Source organism: Prauserella cavernicola (genome assembly GCF_016595675.1).
In the GTDB taxonomy this organism is placed as follows: domain Bacteria; phylum Actinomycetota; class Actinomycetes; order Mycobacteriales; family Pseudonocardiaceae; genus Prauserella_A; species Prauserella_A cavernicola.
The window spans coordinates 507,437-530,514 of record NZ_JAENJH010000003.1; the positions used below are offsets into that span (position 1 = coordinate 507,437).

Annotated in this window: 21 protein-coding genes; 9 read left to right on the forward strand and 12 right to left on the reverse strand. The window is 70.7% G+C overall.

Annotation, left to right across the window (positions count from 1 at the left end; translation table 11 throughout):
* Window positions 1-59: 59 nt before the first annotated feature.
* The 4 genes from JHE00_RS15740 to JHE00_RS15755 form a co-directional block, all read right to left on the reverse strand.
* Complete coding sequence (locus tag JHE00_RS15740; RefSeq protein ID WP_200318802.1) at window positions 60-1,613, reverse strand: acetolactate synthase large subunit; 1,554 nt, start codon at window positions 1,611-1,613, stop codon at window positions 60-62.
* 21 nt (window positions 1,614-1,634) lie between these two features.
* On the reverse strand, window positions 1,635-3,008 hold the full coding sequence (locus tag JHE00_RS15745; RefSeq protein WP_200318803.1) for an FAD-binding oxidoreductase: 1,374 nt from the start codon (window positions 3,006-3,008) through the stop codon (window positions 1,635-1,637).
* 532 nt (window positions 3,009-3,540) lie between these two features.
* Window positions 3,541-4,038: a DUF3830 family protein gene (locus JHE00_RS15750; protein ID WP_200318804.1), complete on the reverse strand. Its 498-nt coding sequence runs from the start codon at window positions 4,036-4,038 to the stop codon at window positions 3,541-3,543.
* A gap of 33 nt (window positions 4,039-4,071) precedes the next feature.
* Complete coding sequence (locus tag JHE00_RS15755) at window positions 4,072-5,325, reverse strand: aspartate aminotransferase family protein (protein WP_200318805.1); 1,254 nt, start codon at window positions 5,323-5,325, stop codon at window positions 4,072-4,074.
* Between the two features lie 119 nt (window positions 5,326-5,444).
* Between JHE00_RS15755 and JHE00_RS15760 the strand changes: the two genes are divergently transcribed.
* Both JHE00_RS15760 and JHE00_RS15765 read left to right on the forward strand, forming a co-directional pair.
* Window positions 5,445-6,908 (forward strand): NAD-dependent succinate-semialdehyde dehydrogenase, encoded by a 1,464-nt coding sequence (locus tag JHE00_RS15760; protein WP_200318806.1) that lies wholly within the window; start codon window positions 5,445-5,447, stop codon window positions 6,906-6,908.
* Window positions 6,905-7,960, forward strand: a complete 1,056-nt coding sequence (locus tag JHE00_RS15765) for a tartrate dehydrogenase (protein ID WP_200318807.1) — start codon at window positions 6,905-6,907, stop codon at window positions 7,958-7,960. Before JHE00_RS15760 ends, JHE00_RS15765 begins: the two co-directional genes overlap by 4 nt.
* Before the next feature lie 71 nt (window positions 7,961-8,031).
* Here JHE00_RS15765 and JHE00_RS15770 read toward each other — a convergent pair whose 3' ends face one another.
* The 4 genes from JHE00_RS15770 to JHE00_RS15785 form a co-directional block, all read right to left on the reverse strand.
* Complete coding sequence (locus JHE00_RS15770; protein WP_200318808.1) at window positions 8,032-8,649, reverse strand: Pr6Pr family membrane protein; 618 nt, start codon at window positions 8,647-8,649, stop codon at window positions 8,032-8,034.
* A 103-nt stretch (window positions 8,650-8,752) separates the two neighbouring features.
* Window positions 8,753-9,478 carry a GntR family transcriptional regulator gene (locus tag JHE00_RS15775; protein WP_200318809.1) on the reverse strand — a complete coding sequence of 242 codons (726 nt, stop codon included), beginning with the start codon at window positions 9,476-9,478 and terminating at the stop codon, window positions 8,753-8,755.
* Between the two features lie 2 nt (window positions 9,479-9,480).
* Window positions 9,481-10,203: a maleate cis-trans isomerase family protein gene (locus JHE00_RS15780; protein ID WP_200318810.1), complete on the reverse strand. Its 723-nt coding sequence runs from the start codon at window positions 10,201-10,203 to the stop codon at window positions 9,481-9,483.
* Window positions 10,204-10,246: 43 nt separating this feature from the next.
* Window positions 10,247-10,996, reverse strand: a complete 750-nt coding sequence (locus JHE00_RS15785) for a maleate cis-trans isomerase family protein (protein ID WP_200318811.1) — start codon at window positions 10,994-10,996, stop codon at window positions 10,247-10,249.
* A gap of 155 nt (window positions 10,997-11,151) precedes the next feature.
* Here JHE00_RS15785 and JHE00_RS15790 point away from each other — a divergent pair, with 155 nt between their 5' ends.
* Together JHE00_RS15790 and JHE00_RS15795 are read left to right on the forward strand one after the other, a co-directional pair.
* Window positions 11,152-12,069, forward strand: coding sequence for a D-2-hydroxyacid dehydrogenase (locus JHE00_RS15790; protein ID WP_230424173.1), 918 nt, complete (start codon window positions 11,152-11,154; stop codon window positions 12,067-12,069).
* A gap of 79 nt (window positions 12,070-12,148) precedes the next feature.
* A complete protein-coding gene (locus JHE00_RS15795) occupies window positions 12,149-13,558 on the forward strand; it encodes an amidase (protein WP_200318813.1) in 1,410 nt (469 codons plus the stop codon).
* Window positions 13,559-13,567: 9 nt separating this feature from the next.
* Here JHE00_RS15795 and JHE00_RS15800 read toward each other — a convergent pair whose 3' ends face one another.
* The 3 genes from JHE00_RS15800 to JHE00_RS15810 all read right to left on the reverse strand — a co-directional run bounded on the left by JHE00_RS15800 (window position 13,568) and on the right by JHE00_RS15810 (window position 16,830).
* Complete coding sequence (locus tag JHE00_RS15800; protein ID WP_200318814.1) at window positions 13,568-14,788, reverse strand: MFS transporter; 1,221 nt, start codon at window positions 14,786-14,788, stop codon at window positions 13,568-13,570.
* On the reverse strand, window positions 14,785-15,318 hold the full coding sequence (locus JHE00_RS15805) for an ArsR/SmtB family transcription factor (protein ID WP_200318815.1): 534 nt from the start codon (window positions 15,316-15,318) through the stop codon (window positions 14,785-14,787). Before JHE00_RS15805 ends, JHE00_RS15800 begins: the two co-directional genes overlap by 4 nt.
* Before the next feature lie 144 nt (window positions 15,319-15,462).
* The gene (locus JHE00_RS15810) at window positions 15,463-16,830 is read right to left on the reverse strand and encodes a WS/DGAT/MGAT family O-acyltransferase (protein ID WP_200318816.1); all 1,368 of its coding nucleotides are present in this window, start codon (window positions 16,828-16,830) and stop codon (window positions 15,463-15,465) included.
* A gap of 77 nt (window positions 16,831-16,907) precedes the next feature.
* Between JHE00_RS15810 and JHE00_RS15815 the strand changes: the two genes are divergently transcribed.
* The 3 genes from JHE00_RS15815 to JHE00_RS15825 are packed head-to-tail and all read left to right on the forward strand — an operon-like array spanning window position 16,908 to window position 19,993.
* The gene (locus JHE00_RS15815; protein ID WP_200318817.1) at window positions 16,908-17,909 is read left to right on the forward strand and encodes a glutathione S-transferase family protein; all 1,002 of its coding nucleotides are present in this window, start codon (window positions 16,908-16,910) and stop codon (window positions 17,907-17,909) included.
* A gap of 22 nt (window positions 17,910-17,931) precedes the next feature.
* Window positions 17,932-19,563 (forward strand): thiamine pyrophosphate-binding protein, encoded by a 1,632-nt coding sequence (locus JHE00_RS15820; RefSeq protein ID WP_200318818.1) that lies wholly within the window; start codon window positions 17,932-17,934, stop codon window positions 19,561-19,563.
* A gap of 25 nt (window positions 19,564-19,588) precedes the next feature.
* A complete protein-coding gene (locus tag JHE00_RS15825) occupies window positions 19,589-19,993 on the forward strand; it encodes a CoA-binding protein (RefSeq protein ID WP_200318819.1) in 405 nt (134 codons plus the stop codon).
* 9 nt (window positions 19,994-20,002) lie between these two features.
* Here the strand turns inward: JHE00_RS15825 and JHE00_RS15830 are convergent, their stop codons facing one another.
* On the reverse strand, window positions 20,003-20,383 hold the full coding sequence (locus JHE00_RS15830) for a nitroreductase family deazaflavin-dependent oxidoreductase (RefSeq protein WP_200318820.1): 381 nt from the start codon (window positions 20,381-20,383) through the stop codon (window positions 20,003-20,005).
* A 218-nt stretch (window positions 20,384-20,601) separates the two neighbouring features.
* Between JHE00_RS15830 and JHE00_RS15835 the strand changes: the two genes are divergently transcribed.
* Both JHE00_RS15835 and JHE00_RS15840 read left to right on the forward strand, forming a co-directional pair.
* Complete coding sequence (locus JHE00_RS15835) at window positions 20,602-21,714, forward strand: MFS transporter (protein WP_307831958.1); 1,113 nt, start codon at window positions 20,602-20,604, stop codon at window positions 21,712-21,714.
* On the forward strand, window positions 21,708-23,075 hold the full coding sequence (locus tag JHE00_RS15840) for an FAD-binding oxidoreductase (protein WP_200318821.1): 1,368 nt from the start codon (window positions 21,708-21,710) through the stop codon (window positions 23,073-23,075). The genes JHE00_RS15835 and JHE00_RS15840 overlap by 7 nt, the downstream gene beginning before the upstream one ends.
* Window positions 23,076-23,078 lie beyond the last annotated feature (3 nt).

Genomic DNA, 23,078 nt, shown 5'->3' on the forward strand with positions numbered 1-23,078 from the left:
GCCGTTAACCTCTCAACGTCGGGGGCCCCGTGCTTACTCCAAGAGTTTCCTGTGAATATCTAGAGCAGCGGCGGAATCGCCGCGTCGATCAGGTGCGGGCCGGGCTCGGCGAGCGCGCGCGAGAACTGCTCGGCCAGTTCCTCCGCCGTTGTCGCCCTGGTCGCGGGCACGCCCATTCCCTCGGCGAGCTTGACGAAGTCGAGTTCCGGGGGAGACAGGTCGAGCAGGCTCTTCGCCTTCGGCCCGGAGCCCTCGGCACCCACCCGCTGCAGCTCCATGCGCAGAATCGCGTACGCGCGGTTGTTGAGGATCACCGTGGTGACGTTCAGGTTCTCGCGCGCCTGCGTCCACAGCGCGGGGATCGTGTAGAGCGCGCTGCCGTCGGACTCCAGGTTGACGACCGGCCGGTCGGGAGCCGCGATGGCGGCGCCGGTGGCCACCGGCATTCCCTGCCCGATCGCGCCGCCGGTGAGCGTGAGGACGTCGTGTCGCGGCGCCCCCGCGGTGGCGGCGGGCAGCAGCACGCCCGAGGTGTTGGCCTCGTCGGAGATGATGGCCCGCTCCGGCAGCAGCGCGCCGATGACCTCGACCCAGTTCTGCGGCGTCAGCTCACCTCTGGGCAGCTCGGGCCGCCGCGGCTGAGCCAGCACCGGCTCCGTGCCCGACGCGACCAATTCGGCCAGATCCTCCAGCGCGCCCACGACGTCGTCGTCGGTGTCCGCAAGCGTGTGCACCTGCGCACCCTCGGGCACGAGGTCGCTCGCCTTGCCGGGGTAGGCGAAGAACGACACCGGCGACCGCGTGCCCGCGACGATCACGTGCCGGGTGCCCTCGAGCTGGTAGGCGACCTGCTCGGCGAGGTAGCCGAGGCGCTCGATCGGCGGCAGTCCGGCGCCGCGCTCGAGCCTGCCCGGGAACGTCTCGATGAACGGCTTGGCGCCCGTGGCCTCGGCGATTCGGCTCGCCGCGCGCAGCCCGGACTCGCGGCACGCGTCGCCACCGAGCAGCAGGGCGACGGGCTCGCCCGCGCGCAGCACCTCGGCCACCGACTTCACCGTGGTCTCGGAGACGGCTTTCGCCGTGCGCGGCGGCACGGGCGCGCACGGAGTGCCGCCGTCGCCCCACGACACGTCCGCGGGCAGCACCAGCGTGGCGACCCGGCCCGGCGCGTCCTGCGACGCGGCCACTGCGGCGGCCGCGTCGGCGCCGACGTCGGCGGTGCTCTCGCTGCGCCGCACCCAGCCGTTCAGCGAGCCCGCGACGGCCTCGATGTCGGACTCCAGCGGCGCGTCGTAGCGCTTGTGATAGGTCGCGTGGTCGCCGACCACGTTCACCACCGGCGTATTGGCCCGGCGCGCGTTGTGCAGGTTCGCGAGGCCGTTGCCGAGTCCGGGGCCGAGGTGCAGCAGCGTCGCCGCCGGCTTGTCCGCGATGCGCGCGTAGCCGTCGGCCGCCCCCGTGACGACTCCCTCGGCGAGCGCGAGCACACCCCGCATCTCGGGCACCGAGTCGAGGGCGGCGACGAAGTGCATCTCGGACGTGCCGGGGTTCGAGAAGCACACGTCGACCCCCGCGTCGACGAGCGTGCGGATCAGTGACTGCGCGCCGTTCATGGTCCTCCTCGTGAAAACGTCCTAGTCGAAAAGCACACCGGGATTCAGGATCCCAGCGGGGTCGAACGCGGCCTTCACCCGCTTCATCAACTCGATCTTGGCCGGGTCCTCCAGCTCGAGGAAGTGCTCCTTCTTCGCCCTGCCGATGCCGTGCTCGCCGGAGATCGCCCCGCCGAGTTCCATGGCCATCGCGAAAATGTCGTGCAGCAGGCTCGCGCGCTTGGCCGGGTCCTTCTGGAAGATGGCGAGGTGCACGTTGCCGTCGCCGGCGTGCCCGCAGCCGACCACACCGGACTCGGTGCCGGCGGCGACCTCCCTCGCCCTGCGAAGGAACTCGGGCATCGCCGCGCGCGGCACCACCACGTCGATCACGTCGTCGGCGCCCGCGGTCTTCGCGGTCCAGAAGGCCTTCTCGCGCGCCTCGATGAGCTTGCGCGCCGAGCCGCCCTCGAGCACGTAGACGTCGGTGGCGCCGAGTTCGCCGAGCAGTTCGCCGAGCGTCTCGACGTCGCCATCCAGCCGGTCGGCCTCACGGCTCTCCAGCCCCACCACCAGATAGGCCTGGGTGGCGTCGCGCACCTCGTCGGGGATGCCGAGGGAGAGCTGGGCGGTGTAGGTGATCGCGGCCATCGTCAGCGCGTCGATGTACTCGAGGACGTGTGGCGCGAGCCCGCTCGACACGATCGCGGGGACGGCGGTCATCACCTGGTCCAGATCGCCGAAGGGGGCCAGCACCGTGGCGCCGTGGGTGAGCCGGGGATGCAGGCGGACGGTGATCTCGGTGGCCAGCGCCAGCGTGCCCTCGGAGCCGATCACGAGCTGCGTGAGGTCGTAGCCGGTGGAGGTCTTCACGGTCTTGCCGCCGGTGCGGATGACCTCGCCGGTGGGCAGAACCGCTTGCAGGCCAAGGACGTTGTTGCGCGTGACGCCGTACTTCACGGCCCGCATGCCGCCCGCGTTGGTGCCGACGTTGCCGCCGATGCTCGCGCTCATCTCGCCGGGGTAGACGGTGTAGCCGAGTCCGCTCGCGGCGGTCTGGGAGTCCAGTTCGGACAGTGTGACGCCGGGTTGGACCACCGCGACGTGGTTGGTGGTGTCGATCTCGAGAATCGCGTTCATCCGCTCGAAGGAGACGAGGATGCCGTCGGGGTGGGGCCTCGCGGCGGCGGAGAGTCCGGAGCCGGAACCGCGGGCGGTGACGGGGATTCGGTGTTCGGTCGCGACGGCCAGTACGGCGGCGACCTCGGCGGCGGTGGCGGGTTTGACCACGTACTTCGGAGTGACGGGCTCGCCGACCAGCGACTCGTCGCCCGCATAGTCCTCGGAAACGTCCTCGCCTGTCAGGAGGTGGTGTTCGCCGACGATCTCGGCCAGCCGCTGCGCTTCGTCGCCCATGGCGGAAGCCTAGTACGAGGCTGGCCGTGAAAGCTATTCACGTTCGCCGTGCGGTGGGGCCGGTCCGCGCCAACGTGCCGACCCCACCTCCGGCTAGGTCCTCAACCTCAGACGAGCCATCCGAGGATGTGCGCGAGGTGCGCGAGGACGCCGGTGATGATGTCGCCGCCGTGGCTGACGAAGAACTGCATTGAGGGGCTCCTTAACAGGAATTGATTACACGAGATCGCCGTGTGCGCTCACAGCTGCTTTCGAAAGCCAGGCAAGGTTTTCAGCGCCGCCGAGCGGTGTCAAAGAGCCCGAAATCCGCCGCAGACGAACCCGAAATCCCTTCAGGATAAACACGTAAGTCTTTCGGGTTTTGCGGCGGGGCGGGGGTTCGGCGGTGCCGGTGACGATCCGTAGTCACCGGCACCGCCATCACCCGGTGTAATGGTGATCTTGATGCGGTATTCGGGGGCTGGTCGCCCACGAACGAGTTAAAGCGTTGGCACTACAGGTGATTCTGAGCCTTCCACCCTTCCGGGTGATATCAGGCCCTCGCGTAGGTCATCGTCTCGCCCTCGACGCCGCGTAGCCAGAGGTCCTGAGCGGCGGCCGCCATCTCGGGCAGCCCCTCCTCGATCGTGGCGAACACGTTGCCGGGAACCCAGCCCGCGTCGCCGTTGATGAGCAGGTTGTTGCGGCCGTAGAAGATGGCGAGGTCGGTGGCGCCCTGCGCGCTGTGCGCCTCGCTGCCCTCGTCGTAGCCGTAGGCCGGGTTGCCGATCTCCCACGGCTCGAAACCGAAGTACACGACGTCACCCGGGATCGGCGTGATCGTCGGGTTCTCGCGGCCCGGCCTCGGCTCCGCGAACGGCGGCACGAGGGTGTAGACCTCGTTGCGCGCGTACTTGGCGTGGTAGGCCGAGCCGCTCTGCGGCAGCGCGTCCCACACCGCCTGGCAGGTGCGCGGCGCCTCGTCGTCGAGCAGCCGCGCGCGGCACGTGACTCCGCGCTTGTCGAGCGTGATCGTGATGTAGCGGGCCACTGGGTCTCTCCTGGGTCTTCCTGAGCTCTCGGGTTACTTGGTGACGGTCGCGACGACGTCGGTCCAGATCTCCAGCGCGTCGTCGATCTGCTCGGAGGTGACGATCAGCGGCGGGATCATCCGCACGACGTTCATGTGGGCGCCGCACGTGAGCATGAGCAGTCCGCGCTCGGCGGCGAGCTTCTGCGCCGCCGACGCCGTGGCGTTGTCCGGCTTGCCCTCGGGGGTGACGAACTCCGAGCCGACGAGCAGACCGAGGCCGCGGACGTCGCCGATGGCAGGCGTCTTGTCGGCGACGGCACGAGCGCCCTCGAGCAGCTGACGGCCGCGGGCGGCCGCGTTCTCGACGAGGCCCTCGTCCTGGATCACGCCGAGGGTGGCCACCGCGGCGGCGCACGCGACGGCGTTGCCGCCGTAGGTGCCGCCCTGCGAGCCCGGCCACGCCTTGGCCATCAGCTCCTGCGAGGCCGCGATGCCCGAGATCGGGAAGCCGCTCGCCAGGCCCTTGGCGATGGTGATGACGTCGGGCCGCACGTCGAAGTGCTGGTGGCCCCAGAACTTGCCGGTGCGGCCGAAGCCGGTCTGGATCTCGTCGATCACGAGCAGGATGCCGTGCTCGTCGGCGCGCTGGCGCAGGCCGGCCATGAACTCGGGGTTGGCGGGCACGTAGCCGCCCTCGCCGAGCATCGGCTCGATGAAGAACGCGGCGGTCTCGGCGGGCGAGGTCTGCGTGGCGAAGAGGTAGTCGAGCTCGCGCAGCGCGAAGTCGGTGGCGGTCTTCTCGTCCCAGCCGTAGCGGTAGGCGAACGGGAACGGGGCCACGTGCACGCCGCCCATGAGCGGGGAGAACCCGGCGCTGAACCGCGTGCCCGAGGTGGTCATCGTCGCGGCGGCGACGGTGCGGCCGTGGAAACCGCCCTGGAACACGATCACGTTCGGCCTGCCGGTGGCCTGGCGGGTCAGGCGCAGTGCCGCCTCCACCGCCTCGCTGCCGGAGTTGGAGAAGAACAGGGAGTCGAGGCCGCTCGGCAGCACCTCGGTGAGGCGCTCGGTCAGTTCGAGCAGCGGCTTGTGCATCACGGTGGTGTACTGGCCGTGGATGAGCTTGCCGACCTGCTCCTGCGCCGCGGCGACGACGCGAGGGTGGCAGTGCCCAGTGCTCGTGACGCCGATGCCGGCGGTGAAGTCGAGGTGCCGACGGCCGTCGACGTCATAGAGATAGGCGCCCTCGCCGTGGTCGACGACGACCGGGGTGGCCTGCTTGAGCAGTGGGGACAGCTTGGCCATGACAGGGGCCTCCTTCGGGCATGCAACGAGTACGACCTGCAGGGTTGTAGATTGTCAACAATATTCGTAGCATGGCCGTCATAGCCCGGTCAAAACCAAGGGAGCCTGGGAGCTGTGGAATGAGCACGGTCAGCGAATCCGGCGTGGTCGACGCGGTGAACAAGGAGCTGTTCATCGGCGGCAAGTGGACGTCAGCCGCGGGCGGCAAGACGTTTGCCGTCCGCGATCCGGCGACCGGTGAGGTGCTGTGCGAGGTCGCCGACGCCTCGCCGGAGGACGGCATCGCCGCCCTCGACGCCGCGGTCGCCGCGCAGGCGGACTGGGCCGCGTACGCACCTCGCGAGCGCGGCGAGATCCTGCGCAGGGCCTACGACGCGCTCATGGCGCGCCAGGAGGAGCTCGCGCTCCTCATGACCCTCGAGATGGGCAAGCCGCTGGCCGAGGCCCGCGGCGAGATCGCCTACGCCGCCGAGTTCTTCCGGTGGTTCGCCGAGGAGGCCGTGCGCATCGACGGCGGCTACGCCACCGCCCCCAACGGCAGTGGCCGTTTCCTCGTCACCAAGCAGCCGGTCGGTCCTTCGGTGCTGATCACGCCGTGGAACTTCCCGATGGCCATGGGTACCCGCAAGATCGGCCCCGCCGTGGCGGCCGGGTGCACGATGGTGATCAAGCCCGCCGCGCAGACGCCGCTGTCGATGCTGGCGCTCACGCAGATCCTCGCCGACGCCGGGCTGCCCGAGGGCGTGCTCAACGTCCTCACCACCTCCAGCGCCGGCGCGGTGATGGAGCCGGTGATCCGCGACGGCCGCGCGCGCAAGCTGTCGTTCACCGGGTCGACCGCGGTCGGTCGCAGGTTGCTGGAGCAGTGCTCCGACAAGGTGCTGCGCACGTCGATGGAGCTGGGCGGCAACGCGCCGTTCATCGTGTTCGAGGACGCCGACCTCGACGAGGCCGTCGAGGGCGCGATGCAGGCCAAGATGCGCAACATCGGTGAGGCCTGCACCGCCGCCAACCGGTTCTACGTCCAGCGCGGCATCGCCGACGAGTTCGCCCGCAGGCTGACCGAGCGCATGTCCGCGCTGCCGATCGGCCGGGGCACCGAGGACGGCGTCGTGGTGGGCCCGCTCATCGACGAGGCCGCGATCGAGAAGGTCAGCGAGCTCGTGAGCGACGCCGCCCAGCGTGGCGCGAAGGTGCTCACCGGTGGGGCCACAGTGGACGGTCCCGGCAACTTCTACCAGCCGACGGTGCTCACCGACGTGCCCGAGGGCGCGCGGATGTCCGACGAGGAGATCTTCGGCCCCGTCGCGCCGATCTCGCTGTTCGACACCGAGGACGAGGCGATCGCCAAGGCCAACGACACCGAGTACGGCCTCGTGAGCTACGTCTTCACCCGCGAGCTCAAGCGGGCGCTGCGCGTGTGCGAGCGCCTCGACACCGGCATGGTCGGACTCAACCAGGGCATCGTGTCCAACCCGGCAGCGCCGTTCGGTGGCGTCAAGGCGTCCGGCCTCGGTCGCGAGGGCGGCACGGTCGGCATCGACGAGTTCCTCGAGACCAAGTACATCGCGGTGAGCCTGTGACCGACTACCGGATCGCCTCGATCCCCGGCGACGGCATCGGCGTCGACGTCCAGATCGAGGCTCGCAAGGTACTCGACGCAGCAGCGAAGCGCTTCGGTTTCGGTCTGGAGTGGACCGAGTTCGACTGGAGCTGTGAGCGCTACACCAAGACCGGCACGATGATGCCCGAGGACGGCATCGAGCAGCTGCGTGCGTTCGACTCGATCCTGCTCGGCGCCGTCGGTTTCCCCGGCGTGCCCGACCACGTGTCCCTGTGGGGCCTGCTGATCCCGGTCCGCCGGGCCTTCCAGCAGTACGTGAACCTGCGGCCGGTGCGCCTGCTGCCCGGCACCACCTCGGCGCTCGCGGGGCGTTCGGCCGAGGAGCTGGAGATGATCATCGTCCGGGAGAACTCGGAGGGTGAGTACTCGACGCTCGGCGGCAGGCACAACGAAGGCCAGCCCGGCGAGTTCGTGCTCCAGGAGTCAGTGTTCACGCGAGTGGGCGTCGAGCGGATCATCCGCTACGCCTTCGAGGTGGCGCGCACGCGCAGCGGCAGGGTGACGTCGGCGACCAAGTCCAACGGCATCATCCACACCATGCCGTTCTGGGACGAGGTCTTCGGCGAGGTCGCCGCCCAGTACCCGGACGTGCGGGCCGAGCAGACCCACATCGACGCGCTCGCGGCGAGGATGGTGCAGCAGCCCGACCGGCTGGACGTGGTGGTCGGCTCCAACCTCTTCGGCGACATCCTGAGCGACCTGGCCGCGGCGGTCACGGGCGGGCTGGGCATGGCTCCCTCGGGCAACATCAACCCGGAGTCCGAGCACCCCTCGATGTTCGAGGCCGTGCACGGCAGTGCGCCGGACATCGCGGGTCAGGGCATCGCCAACCCGGTGGCGCAGGTGCTCGCGGCCACGATGATGCTCGAGCAGCTCGGCGAGAAGGAAGCAGCGGCGGCCGTCAACGCGGCGGTGGAGAAGGTGCTGGGCGAGGGCGTGGTGCTGACGCCGGACCTCGGCGGCACCGCCACGACGGCACAGCTCGGCTCCGCCATCGCCGAGGCGGTGTAGGACAAGCACGGTCAGCAGAGAGGCGGCGGTCGTCCAGGTCCACTGGACGGCCGCCGCTCTCGTGCGCGGACTCAGGCTTCCACGGCGGCGCCGGATTGCCCGCGCTTGGCATTGCCGACGGTGGTGATCAGCCACGTCAGCACCAGAAAGATCACGGCGACGAACAGGCTCATCAGCGCGACGCCGCCGTACCCGCGCTGGCCGGGGTCGAGGAACGGGTACGGGTACCAGTTCAGGATCGGCCCCCTGACGAGCGTCACCGCGAGGTAGGCGAGCGGGAAGACGAGCCACCACAGTGCCGTGCGCAGTGCGATCCGCGCCCTCGGTGGGTCGGCGAGCCAGTCGACGGCCACCAGGATCGGGATCACCACGTGCAGGATCTGGTTGGCGTACAACGGGGTTCCGACGTCCACTCCGCGCAGCAGGACCGCGTAGACGATGCCCGTCACCACCATGTAGAGCACGGCGGCGCCCCTGATCGGGCCTGGCACCGGGACGAACGCGCCGACGAGCAGCACCAGCGCGGCGAAGACGTTGGAGAGCACGGTGAAGTACCCGAAGTGCGTCACCGGGTCGAAGCGCGCACCGAGGTGGACGATCAGGGACACCTCTGCGGAGACGACCAGTCCGAAACCGGCGAGGCGCAGCAGGGTGAGCAGGTGCGGTCTTCTCAGCAGTCGCGGGGCCACCCTGCCGATTAAAACGGGGTGTGGCCGCCAGGTGCAGAGCCCGCGGCCGGGTTTGCCCCGGTCGGGCGACGCGGGACCGAACTCGTCGCCGCCCGCTGAGCGCTCAGGCCAGGTCCACGCCGTCCCGGGTCAGACCGGGCGCGGCGCCGGAGTGCAGGCTGTTGCCGGGTGCCAGTCGCTGCACCGCGTCGTCCATGTGCGCCTCGAGCAGCGCCAGCAGCGACGCCTCGTCGCCCGCCCGCAGTGCCTCGATGATCTTGTTGTGCTCCGTGACGCGCTCGTCGACGCCCTGGTAGTTCTTGCTGTAGGTGTGCTGCAACGCCGACAGGCACATCCGCGTCTCGATCAGCAGCGTCCGCGCCATCCTGGCGAGCCGCCTGCTGCCCGAGGCCTCGATGAGCGCCTCGTGGAAGCGCAGGTCGGCCTCGGTCAGCGCGGTGGGGTCGTCCTGCTGGTCGGCGTCGGCCATCGCCTGGACGGCGTCGTCGAGGAGCTCCGCCACCTGGTCGCGATCGTCCGAACGCACCACGCGGGTGGCGGCGGCCCGCTCCACGGCGGAGCGGGCCGAGTAGATGTCGTAGACATCGCCGGGTTCGAGGTCGATCACGAACAGGCCGCGGTGGCGCTCGCTGCGCAGCAGGCCCTCGGAGACGAGCCGTTGCATGGCCTCGCGCAGCGGGCCTCGCGAGACCTGGAATCTGGAGGCCAGCTCCGTCTCGCCGAGCTGGGTCCCTGGCGGCAGCGAACCGGTCGTGATGGCGTCCCTGAGCTGGCGCGCGATGATGGCCGCTGTGGATTCCCGGTTGACCGGTTCGATGTCCGCCAACATGATCACGCCCCCTTCGCCCTGAACAGGGTGCCGAGGTCGGGTACCTCCCGGGTGGTTCCGGTGAGCCGAAGCCCTTCCCAGATGGTCACCTGGTTGGCCGTGAGTACGGGCTTGCCGATGCGCTGCTCGATCGCGTCGATCTGCGCGAGCGTGCGCATGGCGGTGTCGGGGACGAGCACGGCCTTGGCGTCGGGGTGGTCGCGGCTGACGACCAGCTCCACCACCTGCTCCGGTGCCAGCTCGCCGACCTCGGCCGCGGTGTCGATGTCGGCGGCCGACATCGACACGACCTCGACGCCACCTCGCCCGAGGAACTCCACGAACAGCTTCGCCACGTCGTCGGGATAGCTCGCGGCGACGGCGACCTTGGTCAGGCCCAGCGAGTTCGCGGCGCGCACGAAGGCGAACGACGTGCTCGACGCCGGCAGCCCGCCAGCGGCGGCCGAGAGCTTGGCGACCTGCTCGGTCGCGCCGTCCCAGCCGTAGACGAAGCTGCCGCTCGTGCAGGCCCACACCACGGCGTCGGGCTCGTGCCTGGCGAGCAACCCGGCGCCCTCGGCGAGGCGAGCCGGCGAGCCGAGATCGAGCAGCTCGGCGACCGCGTGCAGGTCGGTCCCGTAGATGTGCTCGACTGGCAGGCGCGCACCGTCACCGAGCATGCGCTCGGCCAGCGGGTAGTCGTCCTCCGCCGCGTGGTCCGGGTAGATGAAGCCGATCGTGGGCACTGAACACCTCCTTGCAGATTGTCGACAATCCTACGCGTATTGGTCAAGACACCTCGCGCAGCCACTTGCCGGGACCGACGATCGGCAGGCCCATGCGCTTGAGGCAGGCCCACATCGTGAGCTGGTTGGCCGTGAGCACGGGCTTGCCGAGCGCGTTCTCCAGCGGCTCGATCACGTCGTAGGTCGGCAGGTTGGTGCAGCTGACGAAGATCGCCTCGGCGTCGTCGTGGTTGGCGGCGACGATCCGCTCGACGATGGTGCGGTAGGCGACCTTCCAGATGCCACCGCCGAGCCCGAGGTGGTCGCTCGACATCGTTCGCACCCCGAGCTCGTCGAGGAAGTCGTGGAGCTTGCCGGTGAGGTCCGCGTCGTAGGGGGTCAGCACCGAGATCCGCGACAGGTTGAGCTGCTGCAGCACCTCGGCCAGCGCGCCCGAGGTGGTGACGGCGGCGGGAGCACCGGCGTCGCAGATCACCTTGGTCAACGTCTTCTCCGCGTCGACGCCGCTGACGAAGCTGCCCGACGTGCAGAGATAGGCCACCACCTCCGGCTCCACGTGGAGCACGTCGCGGGTCGCCGCGGCGAGGTGGTGGGCGTTGCTGACCAGATGCGCCATCTCCATGCTCACCGGAACCGGCTCGTACGGGGTTCTGGCGAGGTGCAGCGAGACCTCCATCGGCACCCACCGCCAGAGCTCACGCTCCAGCGCCAGATCGAACGGGGCGATCACGCCGACACCCCGTTGGGCCAGCGGCCCTTCGAAGAGGGGGAAGTCCAGGGCTGCGAAATCCAAGGCTCTACCTCCGACGACTTTCTTTGCAGGAGTGTGCCTCCGGGGGTACTCCTCGGATTGTTGACAATCATACGACTGACTCTTACCGTGTCAACGTGAGTGGCACGGAATCACCGGTGCTCGCGGTTCTGTGTGGGGACAAGCACCCCCCGGACATGGAGCCCATCGAGCAAATGGCGGCAGTACGTTACACCGACGCCGACGGTCTGGCCGACGCCTTGCGCGACGCCGACGCGTTGTTCGTCTACGACTTTCTCTCCTCGGCCGTACCCGATGCCTGGCATGCCGCGAACCGGCTGCGCTGGCTGCACATCGCGAGCGCGGGCGTCGACCCCGTGATGTTCCCAGGGCTGCGCGACAGCGACGTGGTCCTGACCAATTCGCGCGGAGTGTTCGACAACTCGATCGCCGAGTACGTGCTGGGTCAGATCCTTGCGTTCGCAAAGGATTTCGCCCGATCGGTCAAGTTGCAGAGCGAACGCACCTGGCTGCACAGGGAGAGCGAGCGGATCCAGGACCGCTCGGCGGTCGTCATCGGCACCGGTCCCATCGGGCGCGCGATCGCGCGCCTGCTGCGCGCGGCGGGGATGAGCGTCGCGGGCGCGGGCCGCACGCCGAGGGAGGGTGACGCCGACTTCGGCACCGTGCACGCCTCGGGGAACCTCGGCGAGTGGATCGGCGAGTACGACTACGTCGTGGCGGTCGCTCCGCTGACCGAGCAGACCAAGGGCATGTTCGACACCCGCGCCTTCGACGCGATGAAGGACGATGCCCGCTTCATCAACGTCGGCCGGGGCGAGCTGGTGGTCACCGGCGACCTGGTGGCGGCACTGGGCTCGGGCCACATCGCGGGCGCCGCGCTCGACGTCTTCGACATCGAGCCCCTGCCCGCCGAAAGTCCGTTGTGGACGATGGACAACGTGCACGTGTCGCCGCACATGTCGGGCGACTTCGTTGGCTGGCGCAACGCGCTGGTCGGGGTGTTCGCCGACAACTTCCGGCGGTGGCACGCCGGGCGGCCCCTGGTCAACATCGTCGACAAGCAGTTGGGTTACGTTCCGTCCAGTGGTTGACGAGCGAGGGCGCCGTACGACGGTCCGCCTCGCGCGACCACGTCGCACGCGTAGCCGCTGACCCACATCGAGGAGACATATGCCGAGCACCGGAATCATGCTGACCGCGAGCGAGCTGGTGGCGGCCTACTCCTCGGGGGAACTGTCTCCGGTTGAGGCCACGAAGGCCTCGCTGGAAGTGATCGAGCAGCGTGACAAGGAGCTGGGCGCCTTCACCCTCGTGGATCCCGAGGTGGCACTGGATCACGCGAAGGCGTCCGAGGAGCGCTGGCGCGAGGGCAACCCGATCGGCTGGCTCGACGGTGTTCCGGCCTCGATCAAGGACATGTTCCTGACCCAGGGCTGGCCGACGCTGCGCGGCTCGGTGTGCATCGACCGCGACCAGCCGTGGGAGGTCGACAGCCCGGTCACCGCGCGCATGCGCGAGAACGGCTTGGTGCTGCTCGGCAAGACGACCACGCCGGAGCTCGGCTGGAAGGGCGTCACCGACAACCCGCTCGACGGCATCACGCGCAACCCGTGGAACCCGGCGCTGACTCCCGGCGGCTCCAGCGGCGGCAGTGCGGCCGCGGTCGCCGCGGGCATGGGCGAGCTCTCGGTCGGCACCGACGGCGGCGGTTCGGTGCGCATTCCCGCGTCGTTCTGCGGCATCGTCGGGTTCAAGCCGACCGCGGGGCGCATCCCCCTGTTCCCGGCGAGCCCGTTCGGCGCGCTCGCGCACGCGGGGCCGATGGCGCGCTCGGTGGACGACATCGCGCTGTTGCTCGACGTGCTGGCGACGCCGGACCACCGCGACCCCACCGCGCTCGCGCCACCGATCGGCACGTACCGCGAGGCGGTGCGCCGCGACGTGCGCGGCATCCGGGCCGCGTTCTCGCCCGCGCTCGGCTACATCGACGTCGACCCTGAGGTCGCGCAGGCGGTGGTCTCGACCGTCGCCGCGCTGAGCGAGGCCGGGCTCTCCGTCGAGGAGGCCGACCCCGGCTTCACCGACCCGGTCGAGGCGTTCGACGTGCTGTGGTCGACGGGTGCGGCGAAGTGGCTCGACACCTTCCCCGAGGGCTCGGCCGAGCGGATCGACCAGGGCCTGCGCAAGGTCTGGCAACAGGGGCACACCTACTCGGCGAGCGACTACCTCGACGCGCAGGCCGCTCGCGCCGCGCTCGGCATCCACATGGGCGAGTTCCACCTGCGCTACGACGTGCTGATCACGCCGACGATGGCGATCCCGCCGTTCGAGACAGGCCACGACGTGCCCCCGGGCAGCGGGCTGGAGAGCTGGCCACAGTGGACGCGCTTCACCTACCCGTTCAACATGACGCAGCAGCCCGCCATCACCGTGCCCGCCGGGTTCACCTCGGGCGGTCTGCCGGTGGGGCTGCAGATCGTCGGTCCCCGGCACTCCGACGACCTGGTGCTCGCGGTCGCGAAGCTGGTCGAGGAGATCCGTCCCTGGGCCACCGACCGGCCCGCGGGCTCCCGCCGCTGAGCCACTGTCTCACGCGGGGACAGGTCTGCGTTCCAGCCCGCGGATCGACGGGCTCAGCAGCACCAGCAGTGTGACGACGGTCAGCAGGGCCGCTCCGCCGAGCAGCGTCGCCTCGACGCCGACGCTCTCGGCGAGCGGGCCGGCTGTCACCTCGCCCACCGGCAGCGCGATGAACGAGCCGAGCATGTCGTAGGAGTACACGCGCGCGAGTTTGTCCTCGGCGATGTTCTCCTGCAGCGACACGTCCCACGCCACCACGAACTGTTCGAGTGCGACGCCGGCCAGGAACATCGCGATGACCAGCGGCACGACGTGCGGCAGTTCGGCGAGCAGGGCGAGCGGCACGGCGTCGAAGACGGCGACGGCGACGCCGATGCGCAGTGCCCGCTTCGGCTGCCAGCGCGCCGCGAGCACTCCGCCCGCGAACGCGCCCACGGTGTTCGCGGCGAGCACCAGGCCCCAGCCCGCCCGGCCGAACGTGTCGTCGGCGACCGAGGGGCCGAGCACCACGAGGCAGCCCGCCAGCACGGCGTTGACCACCATGAACTGCACGACCACGAGCCACACCCAGCTGCGGGAGCTGAACTCGCGCCAGCCGGCGGCGAGGTCGGCCAGCGGGTTCGTGCGCTCGGTGCGCCGGGGGCCACGCACGCGCACGCGCCGGTAGGCCAGCGCGGCGGCCAGGAACACGACCGAGTTCGCGACCATCGCCCACCCGGGCGCGGTCGCGGCGATCAGCGCACCACCCAGCGCCGCGCCGGTGATGCGGCCGGTGTTGGCCGCCATCCGCACCAGCGCGTTGGCCGGGGCGAGTAGATCCGGCGACACCGTCTGCGGGGTGAGCGAGGCCGCGGCCGGCAGCGACATCGCGGCGACGGCTCCGTTGACGGCGGCGAGCGCGATCAGCACCGGAATCGAAGCATGTCCACTGAGGACACTCAGGGCCAGCAGGGCCTGCGTCGCCATCGCCGCGTACTCGGTGCCCTGCAGGATCACCCCGCGTGGCAACCGGTCGGCGAGCACGCCGCCGACGAGCAGCAGCAGCACGTTGGCGACCGACCGCGCGCCCACGACGAGCCCCAGGTCGGTCAGCGATCCGGTGAGGTCGAGCACCGTGAACGCGAGCGCGACAGGCGCGATGGCGTTGCCGAGCTCGGCCGCCGTGCGCCCGGCGAGCAGCGCGCGGAAGTCCCGGTGCCGCCGCAGCGGCGCCCCCAGTCCGGGCTTCACCGCTCGTGCTCTGGGTCGTCGCCGAGTACGAACAGCGCCACGGTGGCGCTGACCCGCTGGGTGCCGGGCGTCCTCGGCGGCTGGGCAGCGTCGTGCAGGCACTCGCTGAGCCGCAACGACAGTTCTCTGGCCTGCTCCCACGTTTGCTCGTCGACCCACAGCTCCGCGTCGGTCAGCGACGCGGGCTTGCCGGGGACGCGGTGACCGGACCGGCGGCGCAGCTCCTCGACCAGCGACGCCAGCAGCAACGCCTCCTCGGCGGGTTCGCGCTGCAGGAACCCGGTGCCGCTCTCGGGGTCGTGGCGGTAGCGCTTGGCCCTGCCACCCCGGATCCGGACCTCCTCGACGGCCTCGAGCAACCCGGCCTCGGCGAGCCTGCGGACGTGGTAGCTGACGTTGGCCTGGCTCTCGCCGAGCTCCCTGGCGGCCTCGGCCGCGCTCATCGGGGCGCCGGTGAGCAGCGAGAGGATCCGCAGCCGCAGCGGGTGCGCGAGTACGCGCAGGTCGTCGAGCGGGGTCTTCCTGGGCATGCCGCCGAGTGTCGCGCCACCCGACCACACTGTCAAACAGTTATTTGGAGGTTGGGCGGTCGCGCTTCGTTGACTGCGGTGAAGGGCACCTTTACTGCATTGAACGCGGTAAAGGTGCCCTTCACCGCAGTCTGGAGGGCGGCGCTACTTTGCCGCGTACTCCAGTTCGGCCAGTGCGGTGTCGAGGTGGATCAGCAGCCGCTGCAGGTGCGGCACGCTGCGCCTGCAGCCCGTGATCCCGAAGTCGAGGTTGTCGCCGTTGTTGGTCAGCGTGATGTTGAGGGCCTGCCCGTCGAGCAGCACCGAGGCGGGGTAGATGCCGTCGAGCGCCGCGCCGTTCCAGTACATCTGCTTGCGCGGCCCCGGCACGTTGGAGATCACGATGTTGAACGGCGGGCGCGTGTTGTTGGCGAAGCCAGGCAGCGGTGAGGCGCCCAGCGGGGCGATGTTCACCGCGGACAGCAGCAGCACCTGCAACGGCGTCAGCTGCTTGAACAGGCGCTTGCCGTCGGCCATCGACCGCGCGATCACCGCGAGCCGTTCCGCGGGGTCGGAGTGGTCGGTGCCGAGGTTGCACAGCAGCGCGCCGATCTGGTTGCCCGACGCCTCGCCCGAGTCGTGCCTGCTGCGCAGCGACACCGGGACCATCGCCGTGAGCGGCGCGTCCGGCAGGGCGCGGTGCTCGATGAGGTAGTCGCGCAGCGCTCCGGCGCACATCGCCAGCACCACGTCGTTGCGCGAGACCCCGGCCGAGGCGGCGACCTTGCGCACCCGCTCCAGCGGCCACGACTGCGCCGCGAACCGCCGCGCCCCGCCGATCGAGACGTTGAACATCGTCTTCGGCGCCTGCAGCGGCAAGGTCAGGGTGTGCTCGCGAAACGCCTCGGTCGCGACCTTCGCCGCCGCCTGCGGGACCGTGGCGAGCTGGCGCGCGGCACCGCCCGCGCCGCGCACGAGCGAGAGCGGGTCGGGCCTGCCCCGCCTGGGCTTCGCGTCGCGTTTCGAGCCCCACGGCGGCGGTCCGTCCATCGCCAGCGGGTCGTCGCTGAGGGTGCTCTGCAGCTGCTGCAGCGCCGAGACGCCGTCCATCAGTGCGTGGTGGATCTTGCTGTACATGGCGAAGCGGCCGTCATTGAGGCCCTCGACGAGGTGCACCTCCCAGAGGGGCCGGTGCCGGTCGAGCAGCGTGCCGTGCCAGCGCGACGTGAGCTCGAGCAGCTCCCTGATCCGGCCCGGCTGCGGCAGCGCGGAGTGCCGGAAGTGGTAGTCGAGATCGAGCTCGGAGTCCTCGGCCCACGCGAGGAACCCCCGCGTGTTCACCGGCCGGGCCGGCCGTCGCCGGAACAGACTGCGGACGTTGTCGGCGTCCATCAGCGTCTCGCGCAGGGACTTCAGATACTCCGGTCCGGCGCCGTCCGGTTTCGAGAACAGCTGCAGGCCCCCGACGTGCATCGGGTGTTCCCTGCTCTCGATGAACAGAAACATCGAGTCGGTCACAGGCATCATTGGCATCGCCGCCACCCTCGCATCGCTCGGCAGGCGGTTTTCGAGTCCGCCGTGTGGTGAGTCTACGTACTACGGTTGGTGGCATGACCATTCCGACCGATCCGGAAACCGGCGAGTTTCATCGAGCCCCCAACCGGTTCGCCGATCGGATCACCGAGGACGGCAGGGACGGCTGGCCGGTGGAGCCGGACCGGTACCGGCTGGTGGTCAGCAGGGCGTGCCCGTGGGCCAGCCGCGCGCTCGTGGTCCGCAGACTGCTCGGGCTGGAGCCGGTGCTGTCGCTCGCGGTCGCCGATCCGATCCAGGACGAGCGCAGCTGGCGGTTCACGCTCGACCCCGGCGACGTCGATCCCGTGCTGGGGATCCACTACCTCAACGAGGCCTACGCGAAGGCCGACCCCGACTACACCGGCGGCATCAGCGTGCCCGCCGTGGTGGACGTGCCCAGCGGCAAACTGGTGACCAACGATTATCCGCGGATCACGCTGGACCTGTCGACGGAATGGACCGCCCATCACCGCGAGGGCGCACCGGAGCTGTACCCCGAACCGCTGCGCGACGAGATCGACGAGGTCAACCGCGGGGTCCACGCCGACGTCAACGCGGCCGTGTACGAGGCGGGGTTCGCGAGCAAGCAAGCCGCCTACGACGATGCCTACCACCGGTTGTTCACCCGGCTGGACGAGTTGTCGCGGCGGCTGGAGTCGCAGCGCTACCTCGTCGGTGACACCATCACCGAGGCCGACATCCGGTTGTTCACCACGCTCGTGCGCTTCGACGCCGTCTACCACGGACACTTCAAGTGCAACCGGAACAAGCTCGCCGAGCTGCCGGTGCTGTGGGCCTACGCCCGCGATCTGTTCCAGACCCCCGGATTCGGCGACACCGTCGACTTCGACCACATCAAGCGGCACTACTACCAGGTGCACGAGCAGATCAACCCGATGCGGATCGTGCCGAGAGGTCCGGACCTTTCGACGTGGGCGACGCCGCACGGGCGGGAAGCGCTGGGTGGCAGGCCGTTCGGCGACGGTACGCCGCCGGGGCCGCCGCCCGCGGAGGAGGTCCTGCCGCCACAGTGGTGAACGTTTTCCGTATCCTCTGTGCGTGGGTCAGACCGGAGCGCATCGTCTCGTCGCGGCACTGACCGAGGTCGGGGTCGACGTCGCGTTCGGCCTGCCCGGGGTACACAACCTCCCGGTCTGGGACGCACTGTCGGAGCGGGGGATCAGGCTCGTCGGCGTGCGGCACGAACAGGCGGCGGCGTTCGCGGCCGACGGTTACGCGCGCACCACCGGCAGGCTCGGCGTCGCCGTGGTCACCACTGGCCCCGGCGCGGCGAACACGCTCGCCGCGGTCGGCGAGGCGATGGCGTCGGCCTCGCCGGTGCTGGTGATCGCCACCGACATCCCCTCCACGTTGCGCAGGCCGGGTGTCACGCGGGGCGTGCTGCACGAGACCAGCGACCAGCAGGGCATGTTCGCCCCGGTCACCAAGGCCGGGTTCACCGTCGAGCATCCCGACGAGATCGCCTCCACCGTGCGCACCGCGGCGCGCCTGTCCCTGCGCGCGCAGAGCGGGCCCGTCTACGTCGGCATCCCCACCGACTTCCTGAGCACCGACTGCCTCGACCGGGCCGATGCCGAGCCGACCGAACTGCTGCACGCACTCGACATCGCCGACCTCGAGCGGGCGCGTCAGGTGCTCTCCACCGCGACGCGGCCGTTGATCTGGGTCGGCGGCGGTGCGCTGCGTTCCGGCGCGGGCGAGGCCATCGGCCAGCTCGCCGAGACGGTCGCGGCTCCGATCATCACCACGTTCGGTGCGCGCGGCATCGTGCCGCCCGACCACCCGTGCCGCGCGTCGAACCCGGTGCACGCGCCGGAGGTCGGAGCGCTGTGGGACGAGGCCGACGTCGTGCTCGCCGTCGGTACCGACTTCGACGGCCTGATGACGCAGAACTGGCGGATGCCGCAGCCGCCGAGGCTGATCGCCGTCAACATCGACTCCGCCGACGCCGCCAAGAACTACCCGCCGGACCTGTTGCTGCGCGGCGACGCCCGCGAGGTCGTGGAGCGCCTGCTGGTGGGGCTCACGCCGAGGCCGGGCATCGACGCGCTCACGCGCAGGCTCGACGAGATCGAGGTGCGGGTGCGCCGCCGGGTGCGCAAGGAGGAGCCGCAGGCCGCGGAGTTCCTTGCCGCACTGGGGGAAACGCTGCCCGACGGATCGGTGCTGGTGTCGGACATGTGCGTGGCCGGCTACTGGGTCGGCGGGTTCTACCGCGTCGCCGCGCCCCGCAAGCTCGCCTACCCGATGGGCTGGGGCACGCTCGGCTTCGGCTTCCCCGCCTCGCTCGGCGTCGCCGCGGCCGAGCAGGGCAGGGCCGTGTGCGTGACCGGCGACGGCGGGTTCCTCTACGGCGTGGGGGAGCTGGCCACGGCGGTGCAGGAGAACCTGCCGGTCACGGTCGTGATCGTCGACGACGGCGGCTACGGCATGCTGCGCTACGACCAGACCCGGGCCGGGCTGCCGCACCGGGGCGTCGACCTGGTGAACCCCGACTTCGTGGGCCTGGCCAAGTCGTTCGGTGTCTACGCCGATCGCGTCGACGGCTTCGGCAGGGCCTTTCGCCGGTTGCTGCGCGAGTTCACGCGCGCCGACGAGCCGAACGTGCTGGTGGTGAGTGCCGAGCTGAGCCCGCCGCTCAACACCTCTCCCCGCTGGTACCGGAAATGATTCACCGCTGACGCACAATGGCGGTATGGACGACACAGCGGAGCGCATTCTCCGGGACTCGAAGACGATCGCCGTGGTGGGACTGAGCAGGCACCCGGCCAAGTCGGCACACTCGGTGCCCGCCGCGATGCAGGCTGCCGGGTTCCGCGTGATCCCGGTGAACCCGACGGCCGACGAGCTGCTCGGCGAGCGCGTGTACCGCTCGCTGTCCGACATCCCGGACGCTGTGGACATGGTGAACGTCTTCCGCCCGTCGGCCGAGACTCCCGCCGTGGCGCGCGAGGCCGTGCGGATCGGTGCGAAGGCGCTGTGGCTGCAGCAGGGCATCGCCTCCGCCGAGGCACGGCGCATCGCCGAGGAGGCCGGGCTGGACTACGTCGAGAACCAGTGCATGGCGGTGGTGCGGGCCATCACGGGCATCACGAAGTAGCTCGCGGGTTCAGGAGTCCTCGGCCAGGTAGAGCAGGTCGTGCACGTTCAGCGCGCCGAGGACCGTCCTCGCGGGCTGCGGGATCGCGCCCCTGCGCTCGTCGTGCACGACGCGGGGCCGCACCAGCCGCACCGTGCGGCCCCTGGTCTCGAGCTCGCAGTGGCCCTCGGCCAGCACGTTGCGCACCCAGTCGGTGCCGGGTCCGTAGGTGAGCGCGATGACGAAGCCGCCGCGGACGCGGAAGACGTTGAGCGGGGTGCGGTAGGTGCGGCCCGACCTGCGGCCCCGGTGCACGAGGATGCCGAAGCCCGGTAGGCGGCCCGCGCCCGTGCGCGCGATGCGGTTGGTGACGACGCGGTTGAAGCGGGCGAGTCCCTGCGGCAGAGGCATGGTTCGCAGTGTGCCTCAGATGCGGCGCCGGGGCGTGGGGCCGAAGGTAGGGCGATGCGAAACCGGGCGACACCGGCCCCGGATCCCGCTAGTCTCGCGGTATGCCGTTCCTTTGACGTAGGACACCGAGGACACCGAGGACACCGAGGACACCGCTTCCCGGCGCCGCGCGCCCCTTCGCCAGGCTGATCCGGCTCTGGGCGCTGCTCGCCGACCTCGTGCCGCTGTACCCGCTGTACGCGCTGCTGTTCGCCGACACGGGGCTCTCCGACGCCGAGATCTCGGCGCTGTTCGCCATCTGGTCCGTCGTCGGCGTCGCCGTCGAGGTGCCCTCGGGTGCGCTCGCCGACCGGTTCTCGCGCCGCGGCGCGCTCGTCGCGGGCGGGGTGCTCCAGGCGGCCGGCTACGTGTTGTGGACGGCGTTTCCCGGGTTCACCGCGTTCGCCGCCGGGTTCGTGCTGTGGGGGATCGGCGCATCGCTGGTGTCCGGTTCGCTGGAGGCGCTGCTCTACGACGGCCTCGCCGCCGTCGGCGCGCGCGAGCACTTCGCGAGGTTGTACGGCCAGGTCAACGCGTTCGAGCTGATCGCGCAGATCCCCGCGGCCGTCGCGGCGGCCGTGCTGTTCCCCCTCGGTGGGTTCGCGCTCGTCGGCTGGGCCAGTGTCGGCACGTGCCTCGCGGCCGCGGTCGTCGCCTCGCGCCTGCCGGAGCCGCCGCGCGAGGAGTCCGAAGAGGACGGAGACGAGCTCGGCTACCTCACGGCCCTGCGAACCGGGGTCGTGGAAGCGCTGCGCAGTCCCACCGTGCGCGGCGCCGTGCTGGCGGTGGCGCTGCTGACCTCGCTGGATGGCATCGAGGAGTACTTCCCCCTGCTGGCCAGGGACTGGCACGTGCCTGCCGACGCCATCCCGCTCGCCGTGGTGACGATTCCCCTCGCCGGTGCTGCGGGCGCGGCGCTCGCTGGCCGGATCGAGCGGCTCCGTCCGGGCTCGCTCGCCCTGGTGCTGCTGACCGGGCTGCTGCTGTTCGCCGTCGCGGGAGCGCTCGCGGTCCCGGCGAGCCTCGCGCTGGTCGCCCTGTTCTACGCGGGCTACCGGGCGGTGCTCGTGGTGGCGGGAGCCAGGCTGCAGGAGCGCATCGACGGCGCGGCACGGGCCACGGTCACGTCGGTCGCCGGGCTCGGCACCGACCTGGCTGGCCTGCTGCTCTACGCCGCGTGGGCCGCGGCCGGCCTGCCCGCCGCACTCGTGCTCGGCCTGGTGGTGGCGGCCGTGTTGCCCTTCGGGCTGCGCGTGAGACCGCACGGGAGACGTAGCCTGCGGACATGCTGATCGACGACCTCAGGACCGAGCTGCCTGCCGATCGCCTGGTGGAGGACCCGGACGTCGCCTCGGGCTACGTGCACGACGAGGCCGAGTGGGCCCCGCACGGCAATCCGGTCGTGGTTCTCCGCCCGCACACCGCCGAGGAGGTCAGGACGGTCGTGCGGGCCTGCCTGCGCCACCGGGTCCCGCTGGTGCCGAGAGGCGCGGGAACCGGACTGTCGGGCGGCGCCAACGCGGTGGACGGCGGAGTCGTGCTGTCCACCGAGCAGCTCTCGGCGATCCGCGAGATCGACGCCACCGAGCGGCTCGCCGTGGTGGAGCCGGGAGTGGTGAACGATGACCTGCGCGCGGCCTGCGCCGAACAGGGACTCTGGTATCCGCCGGACCCGGCGAGCGCGCCGTGGTCGACGATCGGCGGCAACGTCGCCACCAACGCGGGCGGACTGTGCTGCGTGAAGTACGGCGTGACCCGCGACTACGTGCTGGGGCTGCAGGTGGTGACCGGTACGGGCGAGCTGGTGCGGCTCGGCAGGCGCACGGCCAAGGGCGTCGCCGGGTACGACCTCGCCGGGCTGATGGTCGGCTCGGAGGGCACGCTCGGCGTGATCACCGAGGTGACCGTGCGGCTGCGCCCGCTGCGCGAGCCCGAGCACACGGTGGCCGGGTACTTCTCGTCGGTCGTCGACGCCGGGCGCGCGGTGGCGGCCGTCGGCGCGGCGGGACTCACGCCCTCGGCGCTGGAGCTCATCGACCGGCACTGCCTCGCCGCCGTCGACGAGTGGAAGAACATGGGCCTGACCGTGGACGCCGACGTGGTGCTGCTCGGGCGCACCGACGCGCCCGGCGCCGCTGGCGAGCGCGAGGCCGAGGCGATGCTGGAGTGCTTCGAGTCGAACGGTGCGACCTGGGCCGCGCGCTCGACCGACCAGGAGGAGGCCGACGCGCTGTTCGCGGCGCGCCGCCTGGCCTATCCCGCGCTGGAGCGGCTCGGCCCGGTGCTCACCGAGGACGTGTGCGTGCCGAAGGCCGCCGTGCCGGAGATGCTCGCGCGCATCGAGGCCTCGGCGCGCCGCCACGACACGCTGATCGCCAACATCGCGCACGCGGGCGACGGCAACCTGCACCCGCTGCTCATCACCCCGCCCGGCGACGACGACGCCAGGGCCAGGGCGCAGGCGGCGTTCCACGAGATCATCGCCGACGCGCTCGACCTCGGCGGTACGGTCACCGGCGAACACGGCGTGGGCCTGCTCAAGCGCGACGGCCTCGCCGGCGAACTCGACGCGCCCGTGCTCGACCTGCACCGCGCCGTCAAGGCCGCGCTCGACCCGCACGGGATCCTCAACCCCGGCAAGGTCATCGCCTGACGG